Origin of the sequence: Tropicibacter sp. Alg240-R139 (genome assembly GCF_900537075.1) — a bacterium.
GTDB lineage: Bacteria > Pseudomonadota > Alphaproteobacteria > Rhodobacterales > Rhodobacteraceae > Falsiruegeria.
Genome location: NZ_UNRA01000001.1, coordinates 1,174,763 through 1,194,309 on the forward strand (window position 1 = coordinate 1,174,763; position 19,547 = coordinate 1,194,309).

Below are 19,547 nucleotides of genomic sequence, written 5' to 3' on the forward strand. Positions count from 1 at the left end.
TAAGGCTATGACAGCACAGAACCAAATCACCGTGGGCGGTGCGCCCGAAGGGTTTGATGCACAACTGATCCTGAATGAGGTGGCGCGCAGCGGCGGCCCAGTTCTGCACGTGGCGCGCGATGACAAGCGGATGGAAGCGACCCGCGCTGCGTTGTCGTTCTTCGCTCCCGACATGCCCGTCTTTGTGTTTCCGGGCTGGGATTGTCTGCCCTATGATCGCGTATCACCCAATGCCGACATCTCGGCGGCGCGGATGGCCACGCTGGCTGCTTTGGTTCATCAGATGCCAGAGCGTTTTGTGCTGCTTACCACGTTGAACGCGGCCACACAGCGGGTGCCGGCCCGTGACGTGCTGCGTGAGGCGGCCTTTACGGCGCGCGTGAACTATCAGGTCGACGAGCAGGAACTGCGCAATTTCCTGGTGCGCATGGGGTTCAGCCAAAGCCCAACCGTGATGGAACCCGGCGACTACGCGATCCGGGGCGGAATCATCGACATTTTCCCTCCGGGTGAGGGCGGGCCAGTGCGTCTGGACCTGTTTGGCGATGTGCTGGACGGCGCACGGCGGTTTGATCCCGTCAGCCAGCGTACCACCGAGAAGCTCGACATCATCGAACTGGCCCCGGTGAGCGAGGTCATTTTGGATGACGCCGCAATCATGCTGTTCCGCCAAAACTATCGCATTGAATTTGGCGCCGCTGGAACGGACGATCCGCTGTATGAAGCGGTGAGTGCAGGACGTAAGCATCAAGGCATCGAGCACTGGTTGCCGTTCTTTCACGAGAAACTCGAGACGCTGTTTGATTACCTGCCAAAGGCATCTGTGACGCTGGATGATCAACTGACCCCTGCGCGACTGGCGCGATGGGACAGCATCGCTGATCAGTACGAGACGCGCCAGCACGCGCTGCAAACCAAATCGCGGATGGACAGCGTCTATAAACCGACGCCGCCTGATCTGCTCTATCTGGATGATGAGTCTTGGGTCAAAGCCGTGGCTGACCGCCGCGTGCTGCAGTTCAACCCGCTGCCACAGGCGTCTGGCCCCGGTGTGATCGACGCAGGTGGCCGGATTGGGCGCAATTTCTCGCCTGAACGTCAGCAGGAAAACATTAGTCTTTTCGGCGCATTGGCGGATCATATCAAAGCTCGCATGGCTGAAGGGCCAGTCGTTGTCGCCTCCTATTCTGAAGGCGCGCGCGAGCGCTTGACTGGCCTGATCGAGGACGAGGGGCTGGCCGAAGCGATCCCGATCATGGACGGCACGCGCATCGGTAAGCGGGGCCTGCATCTGGCGGTCTGGGCCTTGGAGCATGGGTTCACCACACCTGACGTGACCGTCATTGCTGAGCAGGACGTTCTGGGTGATCGGTTGATCCGCGCCCCCAAGAAGCGGCGCAAGGCCGAGAATTTCCTGACCGAAACACAATCACTTTCACCCGGTGATCTGGTTGTTCATGTCGATCACGGCATCGGTCGCTACAAGGGGCTCGAGGTGATCACCGCCGCCGGGGCCGCCCACGAATGCATCCTGCTGGAATACGCCGAGGCTGCGAAGCTGTACTTGCCGGTTGAAAACATCGAACTGCTGTCGAAATACGGCCACGAAGAGGGGTTGCTCGACAAGCTGGGCGGTGGCGCGTGGCAGGCGAAGAAAGCCAAGCTCAAGGAACGCATCCGCGAGATGGCCGACAGGCTGATCCGTATCGCGGCCGAACGTGCCTTGCGCAAAGCGCCGATCATGGACCCGCCGTCCCACGCGTGGGAGGAGTTCAGCGCCCGCTTCCCCTATCAGGAAACCGATGACCAGATGCGCGCCATAGGCGAAGTGATGGACGACATGCATTCGGGCCAGCCAATGGACCGGCTGATCTGCGGTGATGTCGGATTTGGCAAGACCGAGGTTGCAATGCGTGCGGCCTTTGTGGCCGCCATGTCGGGCGTGCAGGTCGCGGTTGTGGCGCCCACAACCCTGCTGGCGCGTCAACACGCGGCCAGCTTTGCCGAACGTTTTCGGGGCTTCCCTTTAGAGGTGCGCCAGCTTAGCCGGTTTGTTACTGGAAAAGTGGCGCAGCAAACCCGCGATGGCATGGCGCGTGGTACGGTGGACATCGTGGTGGGCACTCATGCGCTCTTGGCCAAAGGGGTTCGGTTCAACAACCTTGGGTTATTGGTCATCGATGAAGAACAGCATTTTGGCGTGGCTCACAAAGAGCGCCTAAAACAGATGCGCAGCGACATTCACGTGTTGACCCTGACCGCCACACCGATCCCACGCACCCTGCAACTGTCGCTGACCGGCGTGCGCGATCTGTCGATCATCGGCACGCCGCCCGTCGACCGTCTGGCGATCCGCACCTATGTGAGCGAGTTTGACGCTGTGACGGTTCGCGAAGCGCTACTGCGCGAGCACTATCGCGGCGGTCAGAGTTTTTATGTGGTGCCGCGTATCAGCGACTTGCCCGACATCGAGGCGTTTTTGAAGGAGCAACTGCCAGAGCTGACTTACATGGTCGCGCACGGCCAGATGGCGGCGGGTGAGCTGGATGACCGCATGAATGCGTTTTATGACGGAAAATATGACGTGCTGCTTGCGACGACCATCGTTGAAAGCGGGTTAGATATCCCCACCGCCAACACAATGGTTGTGCATCGCGCTGACATGTTTGGCCTGGCTCAACTCTATCAGATCCGGGGTCGCGTGGGGCGTTCGAAAACCCGCGCCTATGCCTATCTGACCACAAAACCGCGCATGAAACTGACACCTGCAGCCGAGAAGCGATTGCGCGTATTGGGTTCGCTCGACACGTTGGGGGCCGGGTTCACGCTGGCCAGTCAAGACCTTGATATTCGGGGTGCTGGCAACCTGCTGGGTGAAGAGCAATCCGGTCAGATGCGCGACGTTGGTTATGAGTTGTACCAGTCGATGCTGGAAGAGGCGATTGCCAAGATCAAGGCGGGCGAGATGGAAGGGTTGTCCGACAGCGACGACCAATGGGCGCCTCAGATCAATCTGGGTGTTCCAGTCCTAATCCCCAACGGCTTTGTACCCGATCTCGACGTCCGTCTGGGGCTGTATCGTCGCCTGTCATCACTTACGACAAAGGTCGAGCTAGAGGGGTTCGCAGCTGAATTGATCGACCGATTTGGCAAGCTGCCGAAAGAGGTCAATACCCTGCTGCTGGTCGTGCGGATCAAAGCCATGTGTAAACGGGCAGGCATCGCCAAGCTGGACGGTGGCCCCAAGGGGGCAACGATCCAGTTCCATAACGACAAATACGGGTCGCCTCAGGGTTTGGTGGAATTCATCCAAGGTCAAAACGGGCTGGCCAAGGTCAAGGACAACAAAATCGTTGTGCGCCGGGATTGGAAAAAGGACAGCGACAAAATCAAAGGCGCCTTTGCCATCGCTCGCGACCTTGCGGAAAAGTTGATCGCCGAGAGAAAGAAGGCCAAAGCCAAAGCAAAGAGCTGATGTCTAAGGCTTTTCATGGTAGCGTTGATCATACAGATTTAGGTGATTGTTATGTGGTTTCCGCTGTCCTGTATGTTGCTGGCACTTACGGTGCCTTCGGTTTTGTGGTCCGAGTCGGGGCAATCCATCGAAGTGTACGGTCGGTTCGATGAATACGCGAAGGATGTTTCTGGCCCTTTCGCCGCCAAAAACCTGAGTGCTGCGCATTGCATGACTGCGAGTATGTGTTTCACGGCCTCAGATGAAGTGCGTTTCATTCAGAGCTTTCGTATCGATGGAGACAGGATAGAGGCGGGTGAACGGCTCTATCTTTGGGACACGCCCAAGGGGCTGGACGCGGATGAATTGGATGTTGAGGGGATCACCTCGGTCGATGGTCATCTGATCGCGATTGGTTCACATTCGGTATCCCGTCAGAAATGCAAAGTGCGCAAGAACAATGAGTATGTTTACGTCGGAGTTGTCGACGCCGCACAGTTGGGGACCAAAACGCCGTTGACTGCGATCCCTATTTCTTTGCGCCCTGTCTTTGCGAAGATTGATTTACTAAGACGGGCGTTTCACCAACCACTTCAGCAGAACGGCTTGAACATCGAAGGGGTGGCTGCGATTGATGATCAGGTGTTTTTTGGTTTTCGCGCACCGTATCCCAAGGGTGATCCAGCTGTTTTAATCCTGCAGATCGGGTTCGTTGCATTGCTGGCGCAAGATTGGTCCAAAGCAGAATTGCATCATGTATCGCTGGACAGCCCCATTGGGGGGCGAGGCATTCGTGGGATGGAGCAATGGGGTGACAGCCTGTTGATTCTGGTGGGCGACGCCGGGGCAAAGGCGCCCAAGAAAAAGAAGCAGGAAAGGAAATGTGGGGGCGATAGCCCGCACCTTACCGATCACTATGCCATTCACCGGTGGATTCTGGGGAATGATGCCGCCGAACTGATTTCCGATATTGTGCCCAAAAAGAGCAAATGGAAGGCCGAAGGACTGATGCGCGATCCGGCCCGAAGTGACGGGTCGGTATTGGTGTTCTTTGACGGGCCAGACAATGGTGGCCCGCGCCGATTTACTTTTCCTGCGCTCGCTGATTGATCACGATGCCGCCCGCATGGCCGCCTGAGCGCAAAAGCAAGACGCCGCGACGCTGGTATCTGCTCGGGCCAGGGCCAAATCCAGTCGCTGTTTGATCTGAAGGATCTCTATAGTCTCCTGGCGGGCGTTAAGACAGTCATACAAGCCTTTCAAACACCACACATTATCGGGGTGAACGCTGGCGCGACTCAGTGATCCACCCAAGCCCAGGTCTGCGCGATAGACCGCTTCAGCCTCGGCCGCGTGACCTTGCTCAAAAAGCAGCGCGCCAAGCGCATGGCGCGCCGGCTGCATCCAACCCCAGGGTTCGTCATACGGCAGATTATCGTCCAACTCGACCGAGCGGCGCAGATGAGCAAACGCGGCATCATAGTTTTCTTTGCGGTATTCGATTTCGCCTCGCAGCATTTTGTGTGCGATTTCAAGCAGATCAATAACGCGATTGTTATGTAGTAGCCTTGTCTCGGGAACTCGGTCCTTTGCGGCAAGGAAAAGTTGTTCTTCGGCTTCGGCCTCGGCCACACGGCCCAGGGCAGCATAAGCCACGGCGCGGGCGTAATGCGTATTGGCGGTCAATGTGCAGAACAGGTTGCGATCCTCGGGCAGCTCCATCTCGATCGCGTCTTGCCAGCGGCCAAAGCGGATCAGGATATGTGGTTTCATGGCCATGTAGCTTTCAAAGAAATCCGCCATTGGCGGGGACGGCACGCGCAACATGTCCTCGGGCACCGTGTCGATCATGCCCTGCACCGCATCCAAGGCCGGTTGCATCTGTCCCACAAACAGCGCGCCATAGATGACAAAATGATAATCGTGCTGGCGATAGCCGGTATAGATGTTGAACGCGCCTTCACGCTCGTAATACTTCAGATCCGCCTCAACCGCCTTTTGGTTCCAATGCACGACGTTCTGATAATGCCCGCAGAGCACGTCGATATGGGTGGGCATATGCACCAGGTGGCCCGCATCTGGCACCAATGTGCGAAGAATGTCGCCCGCTTTCAGCGCCTTTTCGGGCGTTGGCGACATTTCCATCAGATGGACGTACAAATGCAGCAATCCGGGATGTTTCATGGTGGCGGGATCGTCACGCATGGCGACTTCCAGCACCTCTTGGACCTCGACCGTCGCGGCGCCTTGGGCGGGCAGGCCGGATTTCAGGTCCCACATCTTCCAAGGGGTCAGGTTCATCAGCGATTCCACAAAGACCGAGCGCAAATCCAGATGGTCGGGATGGGTGGTAAAAGCCGCGCGCATTGCATCGGCATAATCGTGGTCCCAGGCGTGCATGTCTGCGCCCGGCTCACGCTGAGGATAACGTGCGGGCAAGGCACGGATCAGGGCCTGTTCGGCAGCGGTACAACCTTCGATGGCGGCCAAAGCGGCCTGTGTGGCATCAAACGCCTCGGCCAGGGCTTCTGCACGACCCTTGTCGTCGAGCAGATCCCACGGGAGATTGTAGTTGGGCCCAACGGCATAAGCCACGCCCCATTGGGCCATGGCGCAATCGGGATCATGCTCTAATGCGCGACGGTAACAGGCCACGGCCTCTTGATGGTTGAAGCCGTATGTCCAGTTCAGCCCTCGGTCAAACCATAGTTGCGCCTGATCGCTGATGGTCGTGATCGGACAGCTATGGCTCCCGAGGTCATAATAATCGCTCATGAAATCTCTCCCCAGAATATGGAGAGAGCTTACGCTGTTTTAGGCCAACGGAATAGCCTAGGCAGGCAGGCGAGTTTCGAGCCGACCCATGTGCAGCATCAGGCCAAAGCCTACAATGCACATGACCAACAAGGCTACGGTCAAAGGCAAAAGTGAGCCGTCAAACAGCAATCCCACGGGTGCTGCGATGGCCGCAGCCAGAACCGTCGAGATGCCACCAATGACCGAGGCCGCCATGCCTGCGATGTGGCCCATGGGTTCCATTGCGATGGCGTTGAGGTTGCCCATGGTCATGCCTGCCATGAAAAACACGGTAGCTTGCCAGAAGACAAAGATCGCAAATCCGGTCGTCAGCGGCAGATCAACTGTCGTCAGTGCAACCATGATGCCCGACAAGATGACTTGTGCCCCGAGCGTCCAAGTTACCAGACGGCGCATGCCCACCCGCACCACCAACATCGCGTTCAGCAAGCTGGCACTGCCCGAAATCAGCGCCACGGCCCCGAACCAGAACGGAAAGCTTTCTGCCCTGTCAAAAATGACGTCATAGACCGGTTGCACCATGGTCAGCATGGTAAAGAGGATGCTAAGCGCCAGCGTCTGTACCAGGATCGATAGGCGTACAGTTGGGTGGCGGAACATCTCGGCTACGGCGTCGATCATCAACGGAATACGGAATGCACGTCGCTCGGGCTTGGGCAGGGTTTCAGGCAAGCGGTTGCGCGTCCAAGTGATGATCACCAGTCCAAAAACCGCAAAGGCCGCAAAGATACCACGCCAGCCGACAAAATAGATGATGCCGGCACCCAGCATGGGCGCGAAGGCGGGAAAGAGGGTGAAGATCATCATCGCAATCGACATGATCCGTGCCATTTCGCGGCCTGAATAAAGGTCACGCACAATGGCGACACCCACGATACGCGGTGCGGCGGCGGCGACGCCTTGTAGCACACGTGCGGCCAGAACCAGTTCCAGTGAACTTGCGGCCCAAGCCAACCCCGAGGCCAGAACATACATCGCTGCCCCGATCAGCAGCACTGGTTTTCGACCAAAGGTGTCGGACAGCGGTCCTGTAAAAAACGTCCCGATTCCCATGCCCAAAACAAAGGACGTCAGGATCAGCTGCGCGCGGTTGGCGTCCGTCGGACTCAGTTCGGCCCCGATTTCGGGCAAAGCTGGGAGCATCGCGTCGATGGAAAAGGCAATGGTGGCAAACATCACCGCAATCAGCGCGATAAACTCTACCTTGGAAATACGATCAGCCATTGGGGGGACTCCTTACCCACTCGCGCTATCACGCAAGCAGACACAGAGCCACCCAATAGAAATGCACAGAGGTCTGTGTAAAAATGTAGATTAAGTCTCGATTTGAGACATGATATCCGCGATTACTTTTTGCCACAACTCGGGTGGTTGTGCACCCGGAACTGCATGTTGATTGGCAACGATAAAGGTGGGGACAGAGTTGACCCCCATCTGACGTGAATGGCTGTCACGCTCTTTCATGAGGTCGCGGTCTGCGTCGGAATTCAACAGTTTTCGCACCACAGCTGCATCCATGCCAATGCCATCTGCGATGTCGGCCAAAACGTCGTGATCGCCAATATCGCGGGTTTGCACAAAATACGCATCAAAGAGCGCGTCGACGGCTTGTGTCTGTTTGCCCTCGACTCCGGCCCAATGGATCAGGCGGTGCGCGTCCAGCGTGTTGGGGGTGCGCTGCATCCCTTCGAAATTGATCGCCAGGCCTGCTTTTTCCGCACTTTCGACAACCGGAGCATAGGCCCGTACAGCGCCTTCTTTACCGCCGAACTTGGTTTCGAGATATTCACGCCGGTCCATACCATCGTCGGGCATGTCGGGGTTCAGCTGAAAGGGATGCCATTCGATGACAAAGGGATGATCCGGCACGGCAGCCAACGCCTTGTCCAGGTGGGTCTTGCCGATGTAGCACCAGGGGCAGATCGGATCGGACAGGATGTCGAGCTTGACGGTTTTGTCGGTCATGGTCAGGTGGCCTTGAAATATGCGGGCAGGGCGCGGCGCAACAGTTTGCCATGGCCGCCTGCGGGCAGGGTTTCGAGATGGACAAAGGCGCGCGGTTGTTTGTAACGCGCCAGGTTGGCTTCGACATAGGCCTGCAAGTCGGCTTCGTCCAGCGTTTCGGGGCCGCTATAGAAGGCAGCTATCACAAAAGTGTTCTGTTTTACCTCGACCTGGGCCGCGCCGACCTGGGTGATCCCCGGGTGTTTGGCCAGGGCGTCCTCGACCTCGACCGGGGACACGCGATAACCGCCTGCGTTCATCATGTCGTCGTCACGACCCAGGTATGTGATCTGTCCATCAACCGCCATAGCACCCTGATCACCGGTCAGGAACCAGTCGCCCTGCATCTTGGCATCCGCCTCGTCAGGGGCGTTGAGGTAGGTGAGCATCAGCCCCGGGTCAGAGTTGTGCACGGCAATGGTGCCCTCGTCGCCCTGCGGAACCGGCCCATCAGGGCCAAGGATCGCGATCTTGCGGCCCGGCTGTGGTTGGCCCAAAGCCTCTCCCCGCGCCGGATGGGCAGGGCTGGATGAGATGAAGGTCGAGCATTCGGACATGCCATAGGCTTCGTACAATTCGGTCCCTGTGGCGGTGTTCCAGCGCGCGTGCAGGTCACGCGACAGTTTCTCACCCGCACTGAGGCCATGACGTAGATGGGGCAAGTCCAACGCTCTGTCAGAGCTGAGCAACTTTCGGTAAACGCCTGGAGCAGCGGCGAAAATAGTTGCCTTATGTTCCTTCAGCAGCGCAGCGATGTCTTCCATAACCGTACCCGGTTCCGGGATCAGAGCGGTCGCACCAATGGCCCAAGGGTCCATCAACCCAGTGCCCAGAGTGTAAGTCCAGTTAAACGCGCCCGCGTGACACAGCCGGTCGTCGGACTTGAGCCCATACCAGCCATCCACCATCATCTGCCGCGCCCAAATCGCGCGGTGCGCATGGGCCACAGCGCGGGGTTTGCCGGACGTTCCGGATGTGTAGACGACATAAGCCATGCGATTAAGATCACCCATATCATAGTCGGCAGGCGGCAGGTCTCGCATGGCGCACAACTGCGCGATGTCGATTTGCAGAGGGTGTTCGGCACAGGCCACAGCCGGATCTCGCAGGATGGCGGCCGGCGACAGCTCGTCGATCATCTTTTGTGTCTCTGGCGCGGTCAATTGCGATGAGGTTGGCACAGGCACGATCCCGGCGGCAATGGCACCCAAATAGGCCAACGGAAAATCAACCGTATTCCCCAGTCGCATGAGCACAATCTGACCCGGTTCGATGCCGACTTGTAACAGGCCGGTTGCGGTGCTGCGTATTGCGGCCTCAAGCGCGCCATAGGTCCAGTCGTCGGACCCGTCGCGCCGAACAACCGATAGAGCCACCTTATCGGGATGGCCTGCGGCACGGCGCATCACATGAGCGGCCAAGTTGAACGGGGTCGGGCAGGGCGTATACGCCCCCTGGTCAAAGATCGAAAGCATGCCCAATCGCTAGCCCGCCGGGCCGCGCGTTGCAAGCAGAGGCTTGGCACCTTATAGAGCGGTCATGACTGGCCGAGATCCCAAATCCATCATCCGCATCGCCCGAGATTCAGGCGTTGAGGATGCCGCAGAACCCTTGGACCTAGGCGCGCGCGTGCGCGAATTGCGCAAAGCTCGCGACTGGACGCTGGAGCAGGCGGCCACGCAGGCCGGATTGGCGCGATCAACGCTGTCCAAGATTGAAAACGGTCAGATGTCTCCCACCTATGACGCGTTGAAGAAGCTGGCCGTTGGGTTGCAAATCTCTGTTCCGCAGCTGTTCACCCCGCCGGAGCGGGACCAGATCAACGGGCGTATGGTGGTGACCAAGTTTGGCGATGGTGCCGCTCATGCTACGGCGACGTATGAACATGAGCTGCTGGCTGACACGCTGACAAAAAAAAACATGCTGCCGTACCGCGCGCGTGTCCGGGCGCGCAACATGGAAGAGTTCGACGGCTGGGTGCGCCATGATGGCGAAGAGTTCTTGTACGTGCTGACCGGTGTCGTCCGCCTGTACACGGAATTTTACGAACCTTTCGAAATGCGCCGCGGCGATAGCGCCTATTATGACGCCGCCATGGGGCACAACGTGATCTCGATGAGTGACGAGGACGCGACGATTTTGTGGGTTACGTCGCTGGCCTGAGTGCTGGCCTGACCGTCAGTCTGCAATCTCGCGGCTCAGTGATTCCACAAACAAGAAGTCCTCGAACTCCTCACGGGCCTCGGTCAGGGTCAGCTGGTGCTTTTCAGCCAGATACGCCTCGAACCGGGACCGGTCGAGTTTCAGATACGGCGCATCAGCCTCGTCGAGCTGCGGAAACCGCGATTTGACGCGCGGGAACGCTTGCGCCCAGTTCTGGGTTAGCTCGAACCAATTCATCATCATTGAGCATTCCTTGAATGAGTGACAGAAACGCTCCTCCCGTTGACCAGCCTATGGATGTAACGGCAGTGTGAAGATCGGGTAAAATGTCGCACTAAAAATAGGCTTGTTGCTAACAAAATAATCGCCCCATGCGTGTGGCAGGGGCGATTGTTGGTCCTGACTTGACCGTTGGGGTCAGTCGTCCGTTTCCGCAAACAGCCAGTTTAGCACCACATGGCCGATCAAGACGGCGATGATCTGCATCACGATGAACATGGCGATGTGGCCGGGATAAATGCCCGCAAAGGTGTCGCTAAAGCCTCGCGCGATGGTCACGGCCGGGTTCGCAAAGCTGGTCGACGATGTGTACCAATAGGCACCGGTGATATAGAGGCCCACCAGCGGCGGTACGGCGTCAGGCCGATGACGGATGCCGCCAAAGATCACGAACAGCAGGCCAAGCGTGGCTATGATCTCGGAAAACCACTGCGCGCCTCCGGTGCGGTGCATGGTGGTCGAGCTCTGCAGGATGCTCTGGTCGAACATGATGTGTGTGGCCCAGACCCCGATGATGCCACCCGCGATCTGGACGATCATATAGGGGGCAACCGCGCGCCACGGGTGTTCGCCGCGCAGGGCAAAAGCCAGTGTGACGGCGGGGTTGAAATGCGCGCCCGATACAGGGCCAAGCGTCGTGATGATCGCATAAAGCATGCAGCCGGTCGCGATCGCATTGGCCAGCAGCGCCAATGCAATGTTCCCGTCCGACAGCGTCTGCGCCATGATGCCCGAACCGACCACACCAATCAGCAGGAATGCGGTGCCCAGGAATTCGGCAAAAAGCTTGCGGGCGTTCATGTCAGGCTTCCAATGCGCTTGAGTTGCGTCGACAGCTCGGTCTGGTTCATCGTCTCGATGGGCAGGTCGAGCAGCGCGGCGGCACGCTTGCCCAGGATGTCATAGGCAGTGCGAAAGGCCGCGTCCCAATCAGGTTCGGCAGCGGCTGCCGGGTCCTCGACACCCCAATGGGCGCGCACAGGCGCACCGGGCCATATGGGGCAGGTTTCTTCGGCATCTGATCCGCAGACGGTGATCACCATATCCATCTCGGGCGCGTTATCGGCCCCGAATTCGTCCCAGCTTTTGGAGCGTGCCGCAGACGTGTCGTGACCTTCTTCGCCCAAAAGCACCAGAGATTGCGGGTGCACCTTACCCGACGGTTGAGAGCCGGCGGAAAAGGCGCGGACGCGGCTCGCGCTTTGCGTATTGAAAATCGATTCCAGCAGAATCGAGCGCGCGGAATTGCCCGTGCAGAGTACCAGGATGTTCATGTCACACGTCCCATGTTTTGGTTATGTAGGTTCGGACGGATCGGTCTGGCGACCGATGTCGTCTATTTTGTGTTGTAGGCTGATCCGATCGAGGGTTTCGAACGGCAGGCTGACAAAAGCGGTGATGCGGTTGCGCAAAAGGCCATAAGCCTGTTGGAACGCCAGGTTCCTTTGCGCATCCGTCCCTTCGGCCTTGACCGGATCGGGCAGGCCCCAATGGGCGCTCATCGGTTGGCCGGGCCAGGTCGGGCATTCCTCGTTTGCGGCGTGGTCGCAAACGGTAAAGACAAAATCCATTTTTGGGGCGTCTTCGCCGTTGAACTCTTCCACCGATTTCGACCGCAGCTGGCCTATGTCGTGATCTTTGACACCCAAAAGCTCGATCACTTTGGGATGTGGTTCAGCCGACGGCATGGTCCCGGCGGAATAGACGTTGAACCGGCCAGATCCTTCGGTGCGCAGGATCGCCTCTGCCATCAGTGACCGGGCAGAGTTTCCGGTGCAGATGAAAAGAGCATTCAATGGGCGTGTGGGGTCCGTCATAATCGGAGCCTCCGGGAACGTGGTCGGAATGCAAAGATCGGGGCGGCTTTGACAGCATCCGGCAAGCAGGCCGTCAAACAGCCCCCGAACTTCGCCTAGATTGGTGGTGTACTGCAACGACGTGCCGTTGCGGGTCTGTTCGATCAGCCCCGCATTCTTCAACGCCGCAAGATAGACCGACGCCGTATTGGGTTTGAGATTCAGCGCCTGCGCGATCTGTCCGGCAGGCACCGCATCCGGGTACCGGCGCATGAGCAGGCGGAACACCTCAAGCCGGTTGGGGTGGGCGAGGGCAGAAAGTTTATCGTGAATCACTATTTCCATAATTCATGAAATATGGAAATAGGTAGGTCAGGTCAATCCTGATACCACCAGACCTCGGGCATATAGCTGGGGCCGTCGCCGTAGATCGGGAATGTGTCGGGGTATTTGAGCTCTTTGATGTGAGCGATCCGGCCCACATCAAAGCTCCAGATCGGGATCACATAACGACCGGCGGTCAGCACACGGTCCAGCGCCCGGGTGGCGGCCACGAAATCTTCGCGCGTGTCCGAGTCGAGCATGGCGTCGATCATCGCGTCAACTGCGGGTTCGTCGATCCCCATCAGGTTGCGAGTGCCCGGCGTGTCGGCCACGTCGCCGCCCCAGTACAAGCGTTGTTCGTTGCCCGGAGACAGCGACAAAGCGCGCCGGAACGGGGTCACGTCGAAGTCCAGCTCGGCCAGCCGCCCGGTGTATTGCGCGTTGTCGACCTTTGCCTCGGTTACCTTGATGCCCAAGCGGGCAAGCGCCTGGCTGTAGATCTCGGTCACCGTCAGGTTGCCACTGTCGCCCTGACGCATGAGGATGGTGAATTCGAACGGCTTGCCTTGGGCATTGCGCAATACACCCTCTTGCACGTTCCATCCCGCATCTCCCAGCAACTTGATCGCCTTGCGCAGGTTCTTGCGATTGCGGCTGCTGCCGTCGCTTTGGGGCAGGACGTAACCATCAATCGTGCCTGCGGGCAGGGTGTCGGCAAATGGCGTCAGCAGGTCCAGAACGCGCCCTTGCGCCGGGCCAGGCAGCATCGCCAAGTCAGAACCCGAGAAATAGGACGTGATACGCGGTTGTGCGCCGCCTGTCATCGTGTCGTTGATAAATTCGAAATTGAACGCCAACATCAGCGCCTCTCGCACCCGCCAATCATTGAATAGGGGGCGCCGTGTGTTCATGACAAACCCGGTCATGCCGGATGGTTTTTCATGCGGGATTTCGGTCTTGATCACGTCGCCCCGTTGCGCGGCTGGAAAGTTGTACCTCGTAGCCCAGTTTTCTGCGTTAAACTCGCGCACGGCGCTCAACTCTCCGGCAGTGAAGGCCTCGAACAACACGGCTTGGTCGCCATAAAAGTCGATCCGCATTTCATCCAAATTGCGCGTGCCACGGCGGAGCGGCAGATCCTTGGCCCAATAATCCGGGTTGCGTATGTAAGTCACAAAGCGACCGGCCTCGTAGTCTTCGACCACATAGGCGCCAGTTCCGATGGGAATGTCTTGTAACTTGCCCTCGGCAAAGCTCTTGCCGTCCCATTGCGCCTTTTTCAGGATCGGACGCAGACCTGCGACCAAAGCCAGTTCGCGATCAGGGTCAGAGAACGTCAGGCGTACTGTGCGCGGGCCGGTTTGTTCGACGCTGGCGATTTTGCTCCACAATCCGCGATAACGCAGGTGCCCTTGGGTGCCCAACGTCTCATAGGACCAGATCACGTCTTCGACCGTGACCGGGCTGCCATCCGAGAATCGGGCCTGCGCGCGAAGGGTGAATTCGACCCAAGACCGGTCTGGCGCGGTCTCAATCGATTCGGCCAACAGCCCATAAAGAGAGAAAGGTTCGTCCTGTGAGCGGCCCATAAGCCCCTCGTAGCCCCAAAACCGCATCTGCCAGGGAACGGTGCCTTTCTGGATGAACGGGTTTAAACTGTCGAAACCACCAGTGTTGCCGAACACCGCGCGGCCGCCCTTGGGCGCGTCGGGGTTTACATAAGGGAGAGACACAAAATCCGGTGGAAGAGCGGGCTCTCCATACATAGCTATGCCATGGGCCGATTCTGCTGACGCCATTTGCGTGGCGAAAACGGTCGCGATTCCCGCCAACACAGGGCGGAAGTATTGGAAAAAAACTGGTCGCACTTTGGCAACAATCCTGCTCTGGCCTTATTTTATTAACGTTTAACCTAACTGGGGTTTCGCGTCTTTTCAAACTTTTAGCTTGGACGTTGCGGGGGAATTGCGTATAAAGGTTCCACTGCTCGATAGGTTTCTTGCCTGTATGAAACCTGCCTCAATAACTCAACGCCCGCTTCGTGCGGGCGTTTTTTTTGGTTCTGCATCCCTTGGCAAGAGGTGACTTGGATCACCCAAGTAAGTGGCAGTGTTTCGCCGGTCGGTTTTTCCCCGTTTTCTTTGCACCTGCAGCATGGCAGGGTTCGCGCGACTTTGGATCAACAGGGGAATACGGCAATGTCTCTCAAGGGTAAAACCGCCATCATCACCGGATCGAACTCGGGCATTGGTCTGGGCGTCGCGTGGGAAATTGCGCGGTCTGGTGCGAATGTGGTTTTGAACTCCTTCACTGACCGCGACGAAGATCACGCGCTTGCGGCCGAGATCGCCAAAGAAACCGGCGTTGAGGCGCGCTATATCAAGGCTGACATGTCCAAAGGCGATGAGTGCCGGGCGCTGATCGAACAAGCGGGCGTTTGTGACGTTCTGGTCAACAACGCAGGCATTCAGCATGTGGCGCCGATTGACGAATTTCCGGTCGACAAATGGGACGCAATCATCGCCATCAACATGAACTCTGCCTTCCACACCACAGCAGCTGCGTTGCCTATGATGCGCAAAGCGGGCTGGGGTCGGGTGGTCAACATCGCTTCGGCCCACGGCCTGACTGCTTCGCCGTTCAAGGCGGCGTATGTGGCCGCGAAACACGGGGTGGTCGGCATGACCAAGACTGTGGCGCTGGAGACTGCTGAAGAACCGATCACCGCTAATGCGATCTGCCCGGGCTATGTGCTGACCCCGCTGGTCGAGGCCCAGATCCCTGACACCATGGAAAAATACAACATGGGCCGCGAAGAGGTGATCAAGAAGGTCATGCTCGAGCGTCAACCCTCGCGTGAGTTTGCCACTGTCGAGCAACTGGGCGGCACCGTGGCGTTCTTGTGCTCGGACGCGGCCAAGCAGATCACCGGGACCACGATTTCTGTCGACGGCGGCTGGACCGCACTTTGATGTGAAACCGTGATTGGGGGCGCTGCCCCCGTCGCTGTGCTCCTCCCCTGGAGTATTTTCCAAAAGATGAAGGAATAGCCTCATGAAGCGGATCAATTTGGCTTTGCAGGGCGGCGGCGCTCATGGGGCTTTTACCTGGGGCGTGTTGGATCGTCTGTTGGATGAGTCAGATGTCGAGGTCGCGGCGATCACCGGCACCTCGGCTGGTGCGCTCAATGGGGCGGCGTTTAAATCTGGCATGGTCAAGGGTGGGCGCGACGGTGCGCGCCAGACGCTGAACTGGCTTTGGGGCAAGATGGGGGCCGTGGGCGACATGCGCATGGCGAACTGGATGCGTGGGTTCGAACCTGCGCAGATGGCGCAAGCTCTGGAATATTCATTGCCGTTTTCGATGGCCGACACGTTGTCGCGGATGGTGTCGCCTTACGCCTATGGGCCGTTTTACGTGAACCCGTTGAAGTCTGTGGTCGATGCCTTTGATTTCGACAACATCTGTGCAGATGAGGGGCCCGAACTGTTTATCTGTGCCACGCGGGTGCGCACCGGTAAAATCCGTATCTTTCAGGGTGAAGAGATTAGCAGCAATGCCATCCTCGCGTCGGCCTGTTTGCCGACGGTGTTCAAGGCGGTGGAGATTGATGATCCTGAAACCGGGCGGCGCGAGGCCTATTGGGACGGCGGCTATACTGGCAACCCGGCGTTGTTTCCGCTGTTCAATACCGGGCTGCCTGATGACGTGGTGGTGGTGAACATCAACCCGCTGGAACGGGATGAACTACCAGTGACACCGCAGCAGATCCACAATCGGGTGAATGAGATCAGCTTTAACTCGTCATTGTTGCGCGAACTGCGCGCGATCAACTTTGTCCAGCGATTGCTGGAGGATGGCACGCTGCAAAAGGGCACAATGAGCCGTGTTCTGGTGCATATGATTGCCGATGATGAGCTGATGACCGAATTGTCGGTGGCGACCAAGATGGTGCCGACGCCGATGGTTTTGAACAAGCTCAAAGAAGCCGGGCGCGCAGCAGCTGATGGTTTTTTGTCGGCGCACAAGTCGGACTTGGGTCAGCGCAGCACTGTCGACCTGTCGGACATGTTCGGCTAGTTCACTCTTCGTCAGGCGGTGACAGCGGGTCTTTGTCGTTGGGGTATACCAGGCCTGCCGAAATCACCAGTTTCGCTGCATCTTCGATGTTCATGTCCAGATAGATGATGTCTTCTTCGGGGAAGAATAGCAAAAAACCGGATGTCGGGTTTGGTGTGGTCGGGACAAAGACACTAACCAGATTGCCGCCTGTTTCGGCGCGTTCCGCGACCTCGCCTTTTGCATCTGTCGAAACAAAGCCTATGGCCCAGATCCCCCGACGCGGATATTGAATCAGGCAGGCTTTTTCAAAGCTGCGCTCAGTCTGTGCAAAGACCGTTTCCGAGATCTGCTTGATGCCGGAATAGATCGACCGCACGACCGGCATTCGATTGACCAGACCTTCGCCGAAATGGATCAGAGAACGGCCCAAAATACCTTTGGCGATCCAGCCGACGATGACGGTGAACACCAGAAAGAAGATGACGCCGACACCACGCAGGTTGATACCGATGTATTCCTCTGGCTGGAATTGCGCCGGCACCAATGGCAGCACGAAGCTGTCGAACCAGCCAACGACGGTCCAGATCAGCCACAGCGTCAACCCGATAGGGGCAATAACGACGATGCCGGTCAGGAATGAGGCGCGCAGCCCGGCAAACAGGCCAGGGCGGCGGTGGTGAGGAGGTTCCTCGTCAAAGGGCGTGTTCATTGAGTCGTCCGTCCGTTTCGCCGCTGAACCTATGCACGATTAAGCCCGCCGGCAATGGGCGGCAGGCCATTGTTGGGATCACCGCGGGGATCAGCGCGAAATGTTGATCAAATCCTGTGCGATTTGTGCAGCCAAACGAGCGTTATTGCGCACCAATGCGATGTTGGCGGTTAGCGACCGGCCCTCGGTCAGTTCAAAGATCCGTTGCAGCAAGTAGGGGGTGACACCCTTGCCGGAGATGCCGTGGGTGTCGGCGTCGGCCTGAGCGGCCTTGATGATCGGGGCCAGCTCCTCGGCTGGGATCTGATCGCCCTCTGGTATCGGGTTGGCCACCAGTTGCCCACCGGGCAGACCAAGAGCATTGCGGGCGGCGTGGGCCCGAGCGATTTGGGCCGCGTCATCCATACGCAAGGGAGCGGCCAGTTGGGATTGCGCCGACCAAAAGGCGGGAAAGGCGTCTTGTCCGTAAGCGATGACCGGAACGCCCAGGGTTTCCAGAACCTCAAGAGTTTTTGGCACGTCCAAAATTGCCTTAGCGCCTGCCGCCACGACGGTCACGCGGGTTTGGGCCAGTTCGTGCAGGTCAGCTGAGATGTCGAAAGTCGTTTCGGCCCCTTTGTGGACACCGCCAATGCCGCCCGTCGCAAAGATCTCAATTCCGGCGTAATGCGCGGCGATCATCGTAGCAGCAACAGTCGTAGCCCCGGTGCCGCCCGTGGCGATGCAGGCGGCCATATCTGCGCGCGACAGCTTGGCGACCCCTTTGGCCTGACCCAGCGATTGCAGCTGATCGGGCTCCAGGCCCACATGCAGCTTGCCGTTGATCACAGCGATGGTCGCAGGCGTGGCCCCTGCGTCACGGATGTCTTGTTCCACCTTCGCCGCAACTTCGACGTTTTGTGGATAAGGCATGCCGTGCGTGATGATGGTGCTTTCCAGCGCAACGATGGCGCGGCCTGCGTCTTTTGCGGCGCGGACTTCGGATGACAGAACAAGGTCGATCACAGTGGGGTGTCTCCTGAAACATAAGTTGCCGCGGCCTGCAGCGCGCGGGCAAGGGCGTCGGCGCGGGATGCACCGCTGGCCTCGGCCGCAATATGGGCGGCCATGAAGGTATCTCCCGCACCGGTCACGCGGGTGACCAGAACTTCGGGCGGGGTTTGGCTGATCAGGTCTGCGGCGTCTGCTTCGGTCGCGGCGTTACCGCCATCGGTGACCAGAACGCGTAAGGCGCCACGCGCCAGTAGGCCGCGCGCCGCATCGGCGGAGGTATCGAATTGCGTCTGACAGAGCAGCCCGGCCTCTTCGAGGTTCACATAAAGCGTGGCGCGGGCCGAGTTGACAAAGGGCAACAACCGTTCGGCCTTGCCGGGCGAGGCAGGGGCGACGCGCAGGTCTGCGGCAGAAAAGGCGGGGCTGCGGGCAATCTCTTCGAGCAGAGAAACGGTTAAGTTGCCGTCGAGCGCGACGAACCCGTCAAATGGCGCACCCTGACTGCCAAGCGACCCGTCGTGCAACGGGCCAAGGATTTTGGCTCCCGCGGCCTCAAGCGAATGGGCGTCCGCAATGGCAGCGATCAGCCCGTTGGCGCCCTCGACCGCCATGTAGCGGTCGGTTGGCAGGTCTTCGGACCGATAAATCAGATCAGTGCGCATGCCCATCTGCAGGCACGAGCGCACCAGCTCGTCTCCCTCGGCATCGCGACCGATTGCCGTGAGCAATGTCGGGGCCATTCCAAACCGGGCGAGTGTCATGGCGATGTTCATGGCCACACCGCCGGGGAGGCGGGTGATGCGGCCGGGAACGTCCGATCCCTGGCGCATGTGGCTGGCGGATCGACCGATAATGTCCCACAGGACGGATCCGATACATAGGATGTCTTTACGCTCTGTCATTTGCTGTACATGCAGCAGCGGGCAAGGCAGCGCAAGAGTTCGAC

17 protein-coding genes are annotated in these 19,547 nt (G+C 58.6%); 5 read left to right on the top strand and 12 right to left on the bottom strand.

The genetic code is table 11. From position 1 onward, the window contains the following. The first annotated feature begins 7 nt into the window (after nt 1-7). Both mfd and G6R15_RS05705 read left to right on the top strand, forming a co-directional pair. On the top strand, nt 8-3,475 hold the full coding sequence (gene mfd, locus G6R15_RS05700) for a transcription-repair coupling factor (protein WP_164658825.1): 3,468 nt from the start codon (nt 8-10) through the stop codon (nt 3,473-3,475). A gap of 51 nt (nt 3,476-3,526) precedes the next feature. After that, nucleotides 3,527-4,564, top strand: a complete 1,038-nt coding sequence (locus G6R15_RS05705) for a DUF3616 domain-containing protein (RefSeq protein ID WP_164658826.1) — start codon at nt 3,527-3,529, stop codon at nt 4,562-4,564. On the opposite strand, the gene G6R15_RS05710 is transcribed toward G6R15_RS05705, so the two are convergent. From G6R15_RS05710 to G6R15_RS05725, 4 genes are all read right to left on the bottom strand, one after another. Continuing rightward, nucleotides 4,565-6,229 (bottom strand): tetratricopeptide repeat protein, encoded by a 1,665-nt coding sequence (locus G6R15_RS05710; protein ID WP_164658827.1) that lies wholly within the window; start codon nt 6,227-6,229, stop codon nt 4,565-4,567. Between the two features lie 57 nt (nt 6,230-6,286). Continuing rightward, entirely contained in the window at nt 6,287-7,495 is a 1,209-nt protein-coding gene (locus tag G6R15_RS05715) for a multidrug effflux MFS transporter (protein ID WP_164658828.1), read from the bottom strand. 90 nt (nt 7,496-7,585) lie between these two features. Further along, nucleotides 7,586-8,236 carry a DsbA family oxidoreductase gene (locus tag G6R15_RS05720; protein WP_164658829.1) on the bottom strand — a complete coding sequence of 217 codons (651 nt, stop codon included), beginning with the start codon at nt 8,234-8,236 and terminating at the stop codon, nt 7,586-7,588. A 2-nt stretch (nt 8,237-8,238) separates the two neighbouring features. Beyond that, the gene (locus G6R15_RS05725; RefSeq protein ID WP_164658830.1) at nt 8,239-9,750 is read right to left on the bottom strand and encodes a class I adenylate-forming enzyme family protein; all 1,512 of its coding nucleotides are present in this window, start codon (nt 9,748-9,750) and stop codon (nt 8,239-8,241) included. A gap of 64 nt (nt 9,751-9,814) precedes the next feature. Here G6R15_RS05725 and G6R15_RS05730 point away from each other — a divergent pair, with 64 nt between their 5' ends. Continuing rightward, nucleotides 9,815-10,438 carry a helix-turn-helix domain-containing protein gene (locus G6R15_RS05730; RefSeq protein ID WP_164658831.1) on the top strand — a complete coding sequence of 208 codons (624 nt, stop codon included), beginning with the start codon at nt 9,815-9,817 and terminating at the stop codon, nt 10,436-10,438. A gap of 15 nt (nt 10,439-10,453) precedes the next feature. On the opposite strand, the gene G6R15_RS05735 is transcribed toward G6R15_RS05730, so the two are convergent. The 5 genes from G6R15_RS05735 to G6R15_RS05755 form a co-directional block, all read right to left on the bottom strand. Beyond that, entirely contained in the window at nt 10,454-10,681 is a 228-nt protein-coding gene (locus G6R15_RS05735) for a hypothetical protein (protein WP_306432340.1), read from the bottom strand. 174 nt (nt 10,682-10,855) lie between these two features. Beyond that, nucleotides 10,856-11,518 carry an MIP/aquaporin family protein gene (locus G6R15_RS05740; RefSeq protein WP_164658832.1) on the bottom strand — a complete coding sequence of 221 codons (663 nt, stop codon included), beginning with the start codon at nt 11,516-11,518 and terminating at the stop codon, nt 10,856-10,858. After that, nucleotides 11,515-11,991 carry an arsenate reductase ArsC gene (locus tag G6R15_RS05745; RefSeq protein ID WP_164658833.1) on the bottom strand — a complete coding sequence of 159 codons (477 nt, stop codon included), beginning with the start codon at nt 11,989-11,991 and terminating at the stop codon, nt 11,515-11,517. Before G6R15_RS05745 ends, G6R15_RS05740 begins: the two co-directional genes overlap by 4 nt. A 21-nt stretch (nt 11,992-12,012) precedes the next feature. Next, on the bottom strand, nt 12,013-12,858 hold the full coding sequence (locus tag G6R15_RS05750) for a helix-turn-helix domain-containing protein (RefSeq protein ID WP_164658834.1): 846 nt from the start codon (nt 12,856-12,858) through the stop codon (nt 12,013-12,015). 32 nt (nt 12,859-12,890) lie between these two features. Then, a complete protein-coding gene (locus tag G6R15_RS05755) occupies nt 12,891-14,705 on the bottom strand; it encodes an extracellular solute-binding protein (protein WP_164658835.1) in 1,815 nt (604 codons plus the stop codon). Between the two features lie 330 nt (nt 14,706-15,035). Between G6R15_RS05755 and G6R15_RS05760 the strand changes: the two genes are divergently transcribed. Both G6R15_RS05760 and G6R15_RS05765 read left to right on the top strand, forming a co-directional pair. Then, complete coding sequence (locus G6R15_RS05760; protein ID WP_164658836.1) at nt 15,036-15,809, top strand: 3-hydroxybutyrate dehydrogenase; 774 nt, start codon at nt 15,036-15,038, stop codon at nt 15,807-15,809. An 82-nt stretch (nt 15,810-15,891) separates the two neighbouring features. Beyond that, nucleotides 15,892-16,917 (top strand): patatin-like phospholipase family protein, encoded by a 1,026-nt coding sequence (locus G6R15_RS05765; protein ID WP_164658837.1) that lies wholly within the window; start codon nt 15,892-15,894, stop codon nt 16,915-16,917. Nucleotide 16,918: 1 nt separating this feature from the next. Here the strand turns inward: G6R15_RS05765 and G6R15_RS05770 are convergent, their stop codons facing one another. The 3 genes from G6R15_RS05770 to G6R15_RS05780 all read right to left on the bottom strand — a co-directional run bounded on the left by G6R15_RS05770 (nt 16,919) and on the right by G6R15_RS05780 (nt 19,503). Beyond that, the gene (locus G6R15_RS05770) at nt 16,919-17,608 is read right to left on the bottom strand and encodes a DUF502 domain-containing protein (protein ID WP_164658838.1); all 690 of its coding nucleotides are present in this window, start codon (nt 17,606-17,608) and stop codon (nt 16,919-16,921) included. Between the two features lie 90 nt (nt 17,609-17,698). After that, a complete protein-coding gene (locus tag G6R15_RS05775) occupies nt 17,699-18,613 on the bottom strand; it encodes a pseudouridine-5'-phosphate glycosidase (protein ID WP_164658839.1) in 915 nt (304 codons plus the stop codon). Then, on the bottom strand, nt 18,610-19,503 hold the full coding sequence (locus tag G6R15_RS05780; RefSeq protein WP_164658840.1) for a PfkB family carbohydrate kinase: 894 nt from the start codon (nt 19,501-19,503) through the stop codon (nt 18,610-18,612). The genes G6R15_RS05775 and G6R15_RS05780 overlap by 4 nt, the downstream gene beginning before the upstream one ends. Nucleotides 19,504-19,547 lie beyond the last annotated feature (44 nt).

What these genes read in the sequence shown, in the direction of transcription:
- mfd (WP_164658825.1), top strand. Translation starts at nt 8, where the DNA reads ATGACAGCACAGAACCAAATCACCGTGGGCGGTGCGCCCGAAGGGTTT.
- G6R15_RS05705 (WP_164658826.1), top strand. Translation starts at nt 3,527, where the DNA reads ATGTGGTTTCCGCTGTCCTGTATGTTGCTGGCACTTACGGTGCCTTCG.
- G6R15_RS05710 (WP_164658827.1), bottom strand. Translation starts at nt 6,229, where the DNA reads ATGAGCGATTATTATGACCTCGGGAGCCATAGCTGTCCGATCACGACC.
- G6R15_RS05715 (WP_164658828.1), bottom strand. Translation starts at nt 7,495, where the DNA reads ATGGCTGATCGTATTTCCAAGGTAGAGTTTATCGCGCTGATTGCGGTG.
- G6R15_RS05720 (WP_164658829.1), bottom strand. Translation starts at nt 8,236, where the DNA reads ATGACCGACAAAACCGTCAAGCTCGACATCCTGTCCGATCCGATCTGC.
- G6R15_RS05725 (WP_164658830.1), bottom strand. Translation starts at nt 9,750, where the DNA reads ATGCTTTCGATCTTTGACCAGGGGGCGTATACGCCCTGCCCGACCCCG.
- G6R15_RS05730 (WP_164658831.1), top strand. Translation starts at nt 9,815, where the DNA reads ATGACTGGCCGAGATCCCAAATCCATCATCCGCATCGCCCGAGATTCA.
- G6R15_RS05735 (WP_306432340.1), bottom strand. Translation starts at nt 10,681, where the DNA reads ATGATGATGAATTGGTTCGAGCTAACCCAGAACTGGGCGCAAGCGTTC.
- G6R15_RS05740 (WP_164658832.1), bottom strand. Translation starts at nt 11,518, where the DNA reads ATGAACGCCCGCAAGCTTTTTGCCGAATTCCTGGGCACCGCATTCCTG.
- G6R15_RS05745 (WP_164658833.1), bottom strand. Translation starts at nt 11,991, where the DNA reads ATGAACATCCTGGTACTCTGCACGGGCAATTCCGCGCGCTCGATTCTG.
- G6R15_RS05750 (WP_164658834.1), bottom strand. Translation starts at nt 12,858, where the DNA reads ATGGAAATAGTGATTCACGATAAACTTTCTGCCCTCGCCCACCCCAAC.
- G6R15_RS05760 (WP_164658836.1), top strand. Translation starts at nt 15,036, where the DNA reads ATGTCTCTCAAGGGTAAAACCGCCATCATCACCGGATCGAACTCGGGC.
- G6R15_RS05765 (WP_164658837.1), top strand. Translation starts at nt 15,892, where the DNA reads ATGAAGCGGATCAATTTGGCTTTGCAGGGCGGCGGCGCTCATGGGGCT.
- G6R15_RS05770 (WP_164658838.1), bottom strand. Translation starts at nt 17,608, where the DNA reads ATGAACACGCCCTTTGACGAGGAACCTCCTCACCACCGCCGCCCTGGC.
- G6R15_RS05780 (WP_164658840.1), bottom strand. Translation starts at nt 19,503, where the DNA reads ATGACAGAGCGTAAAGACATCCTATGTATCGGATCCGTCCTGTGGGAC.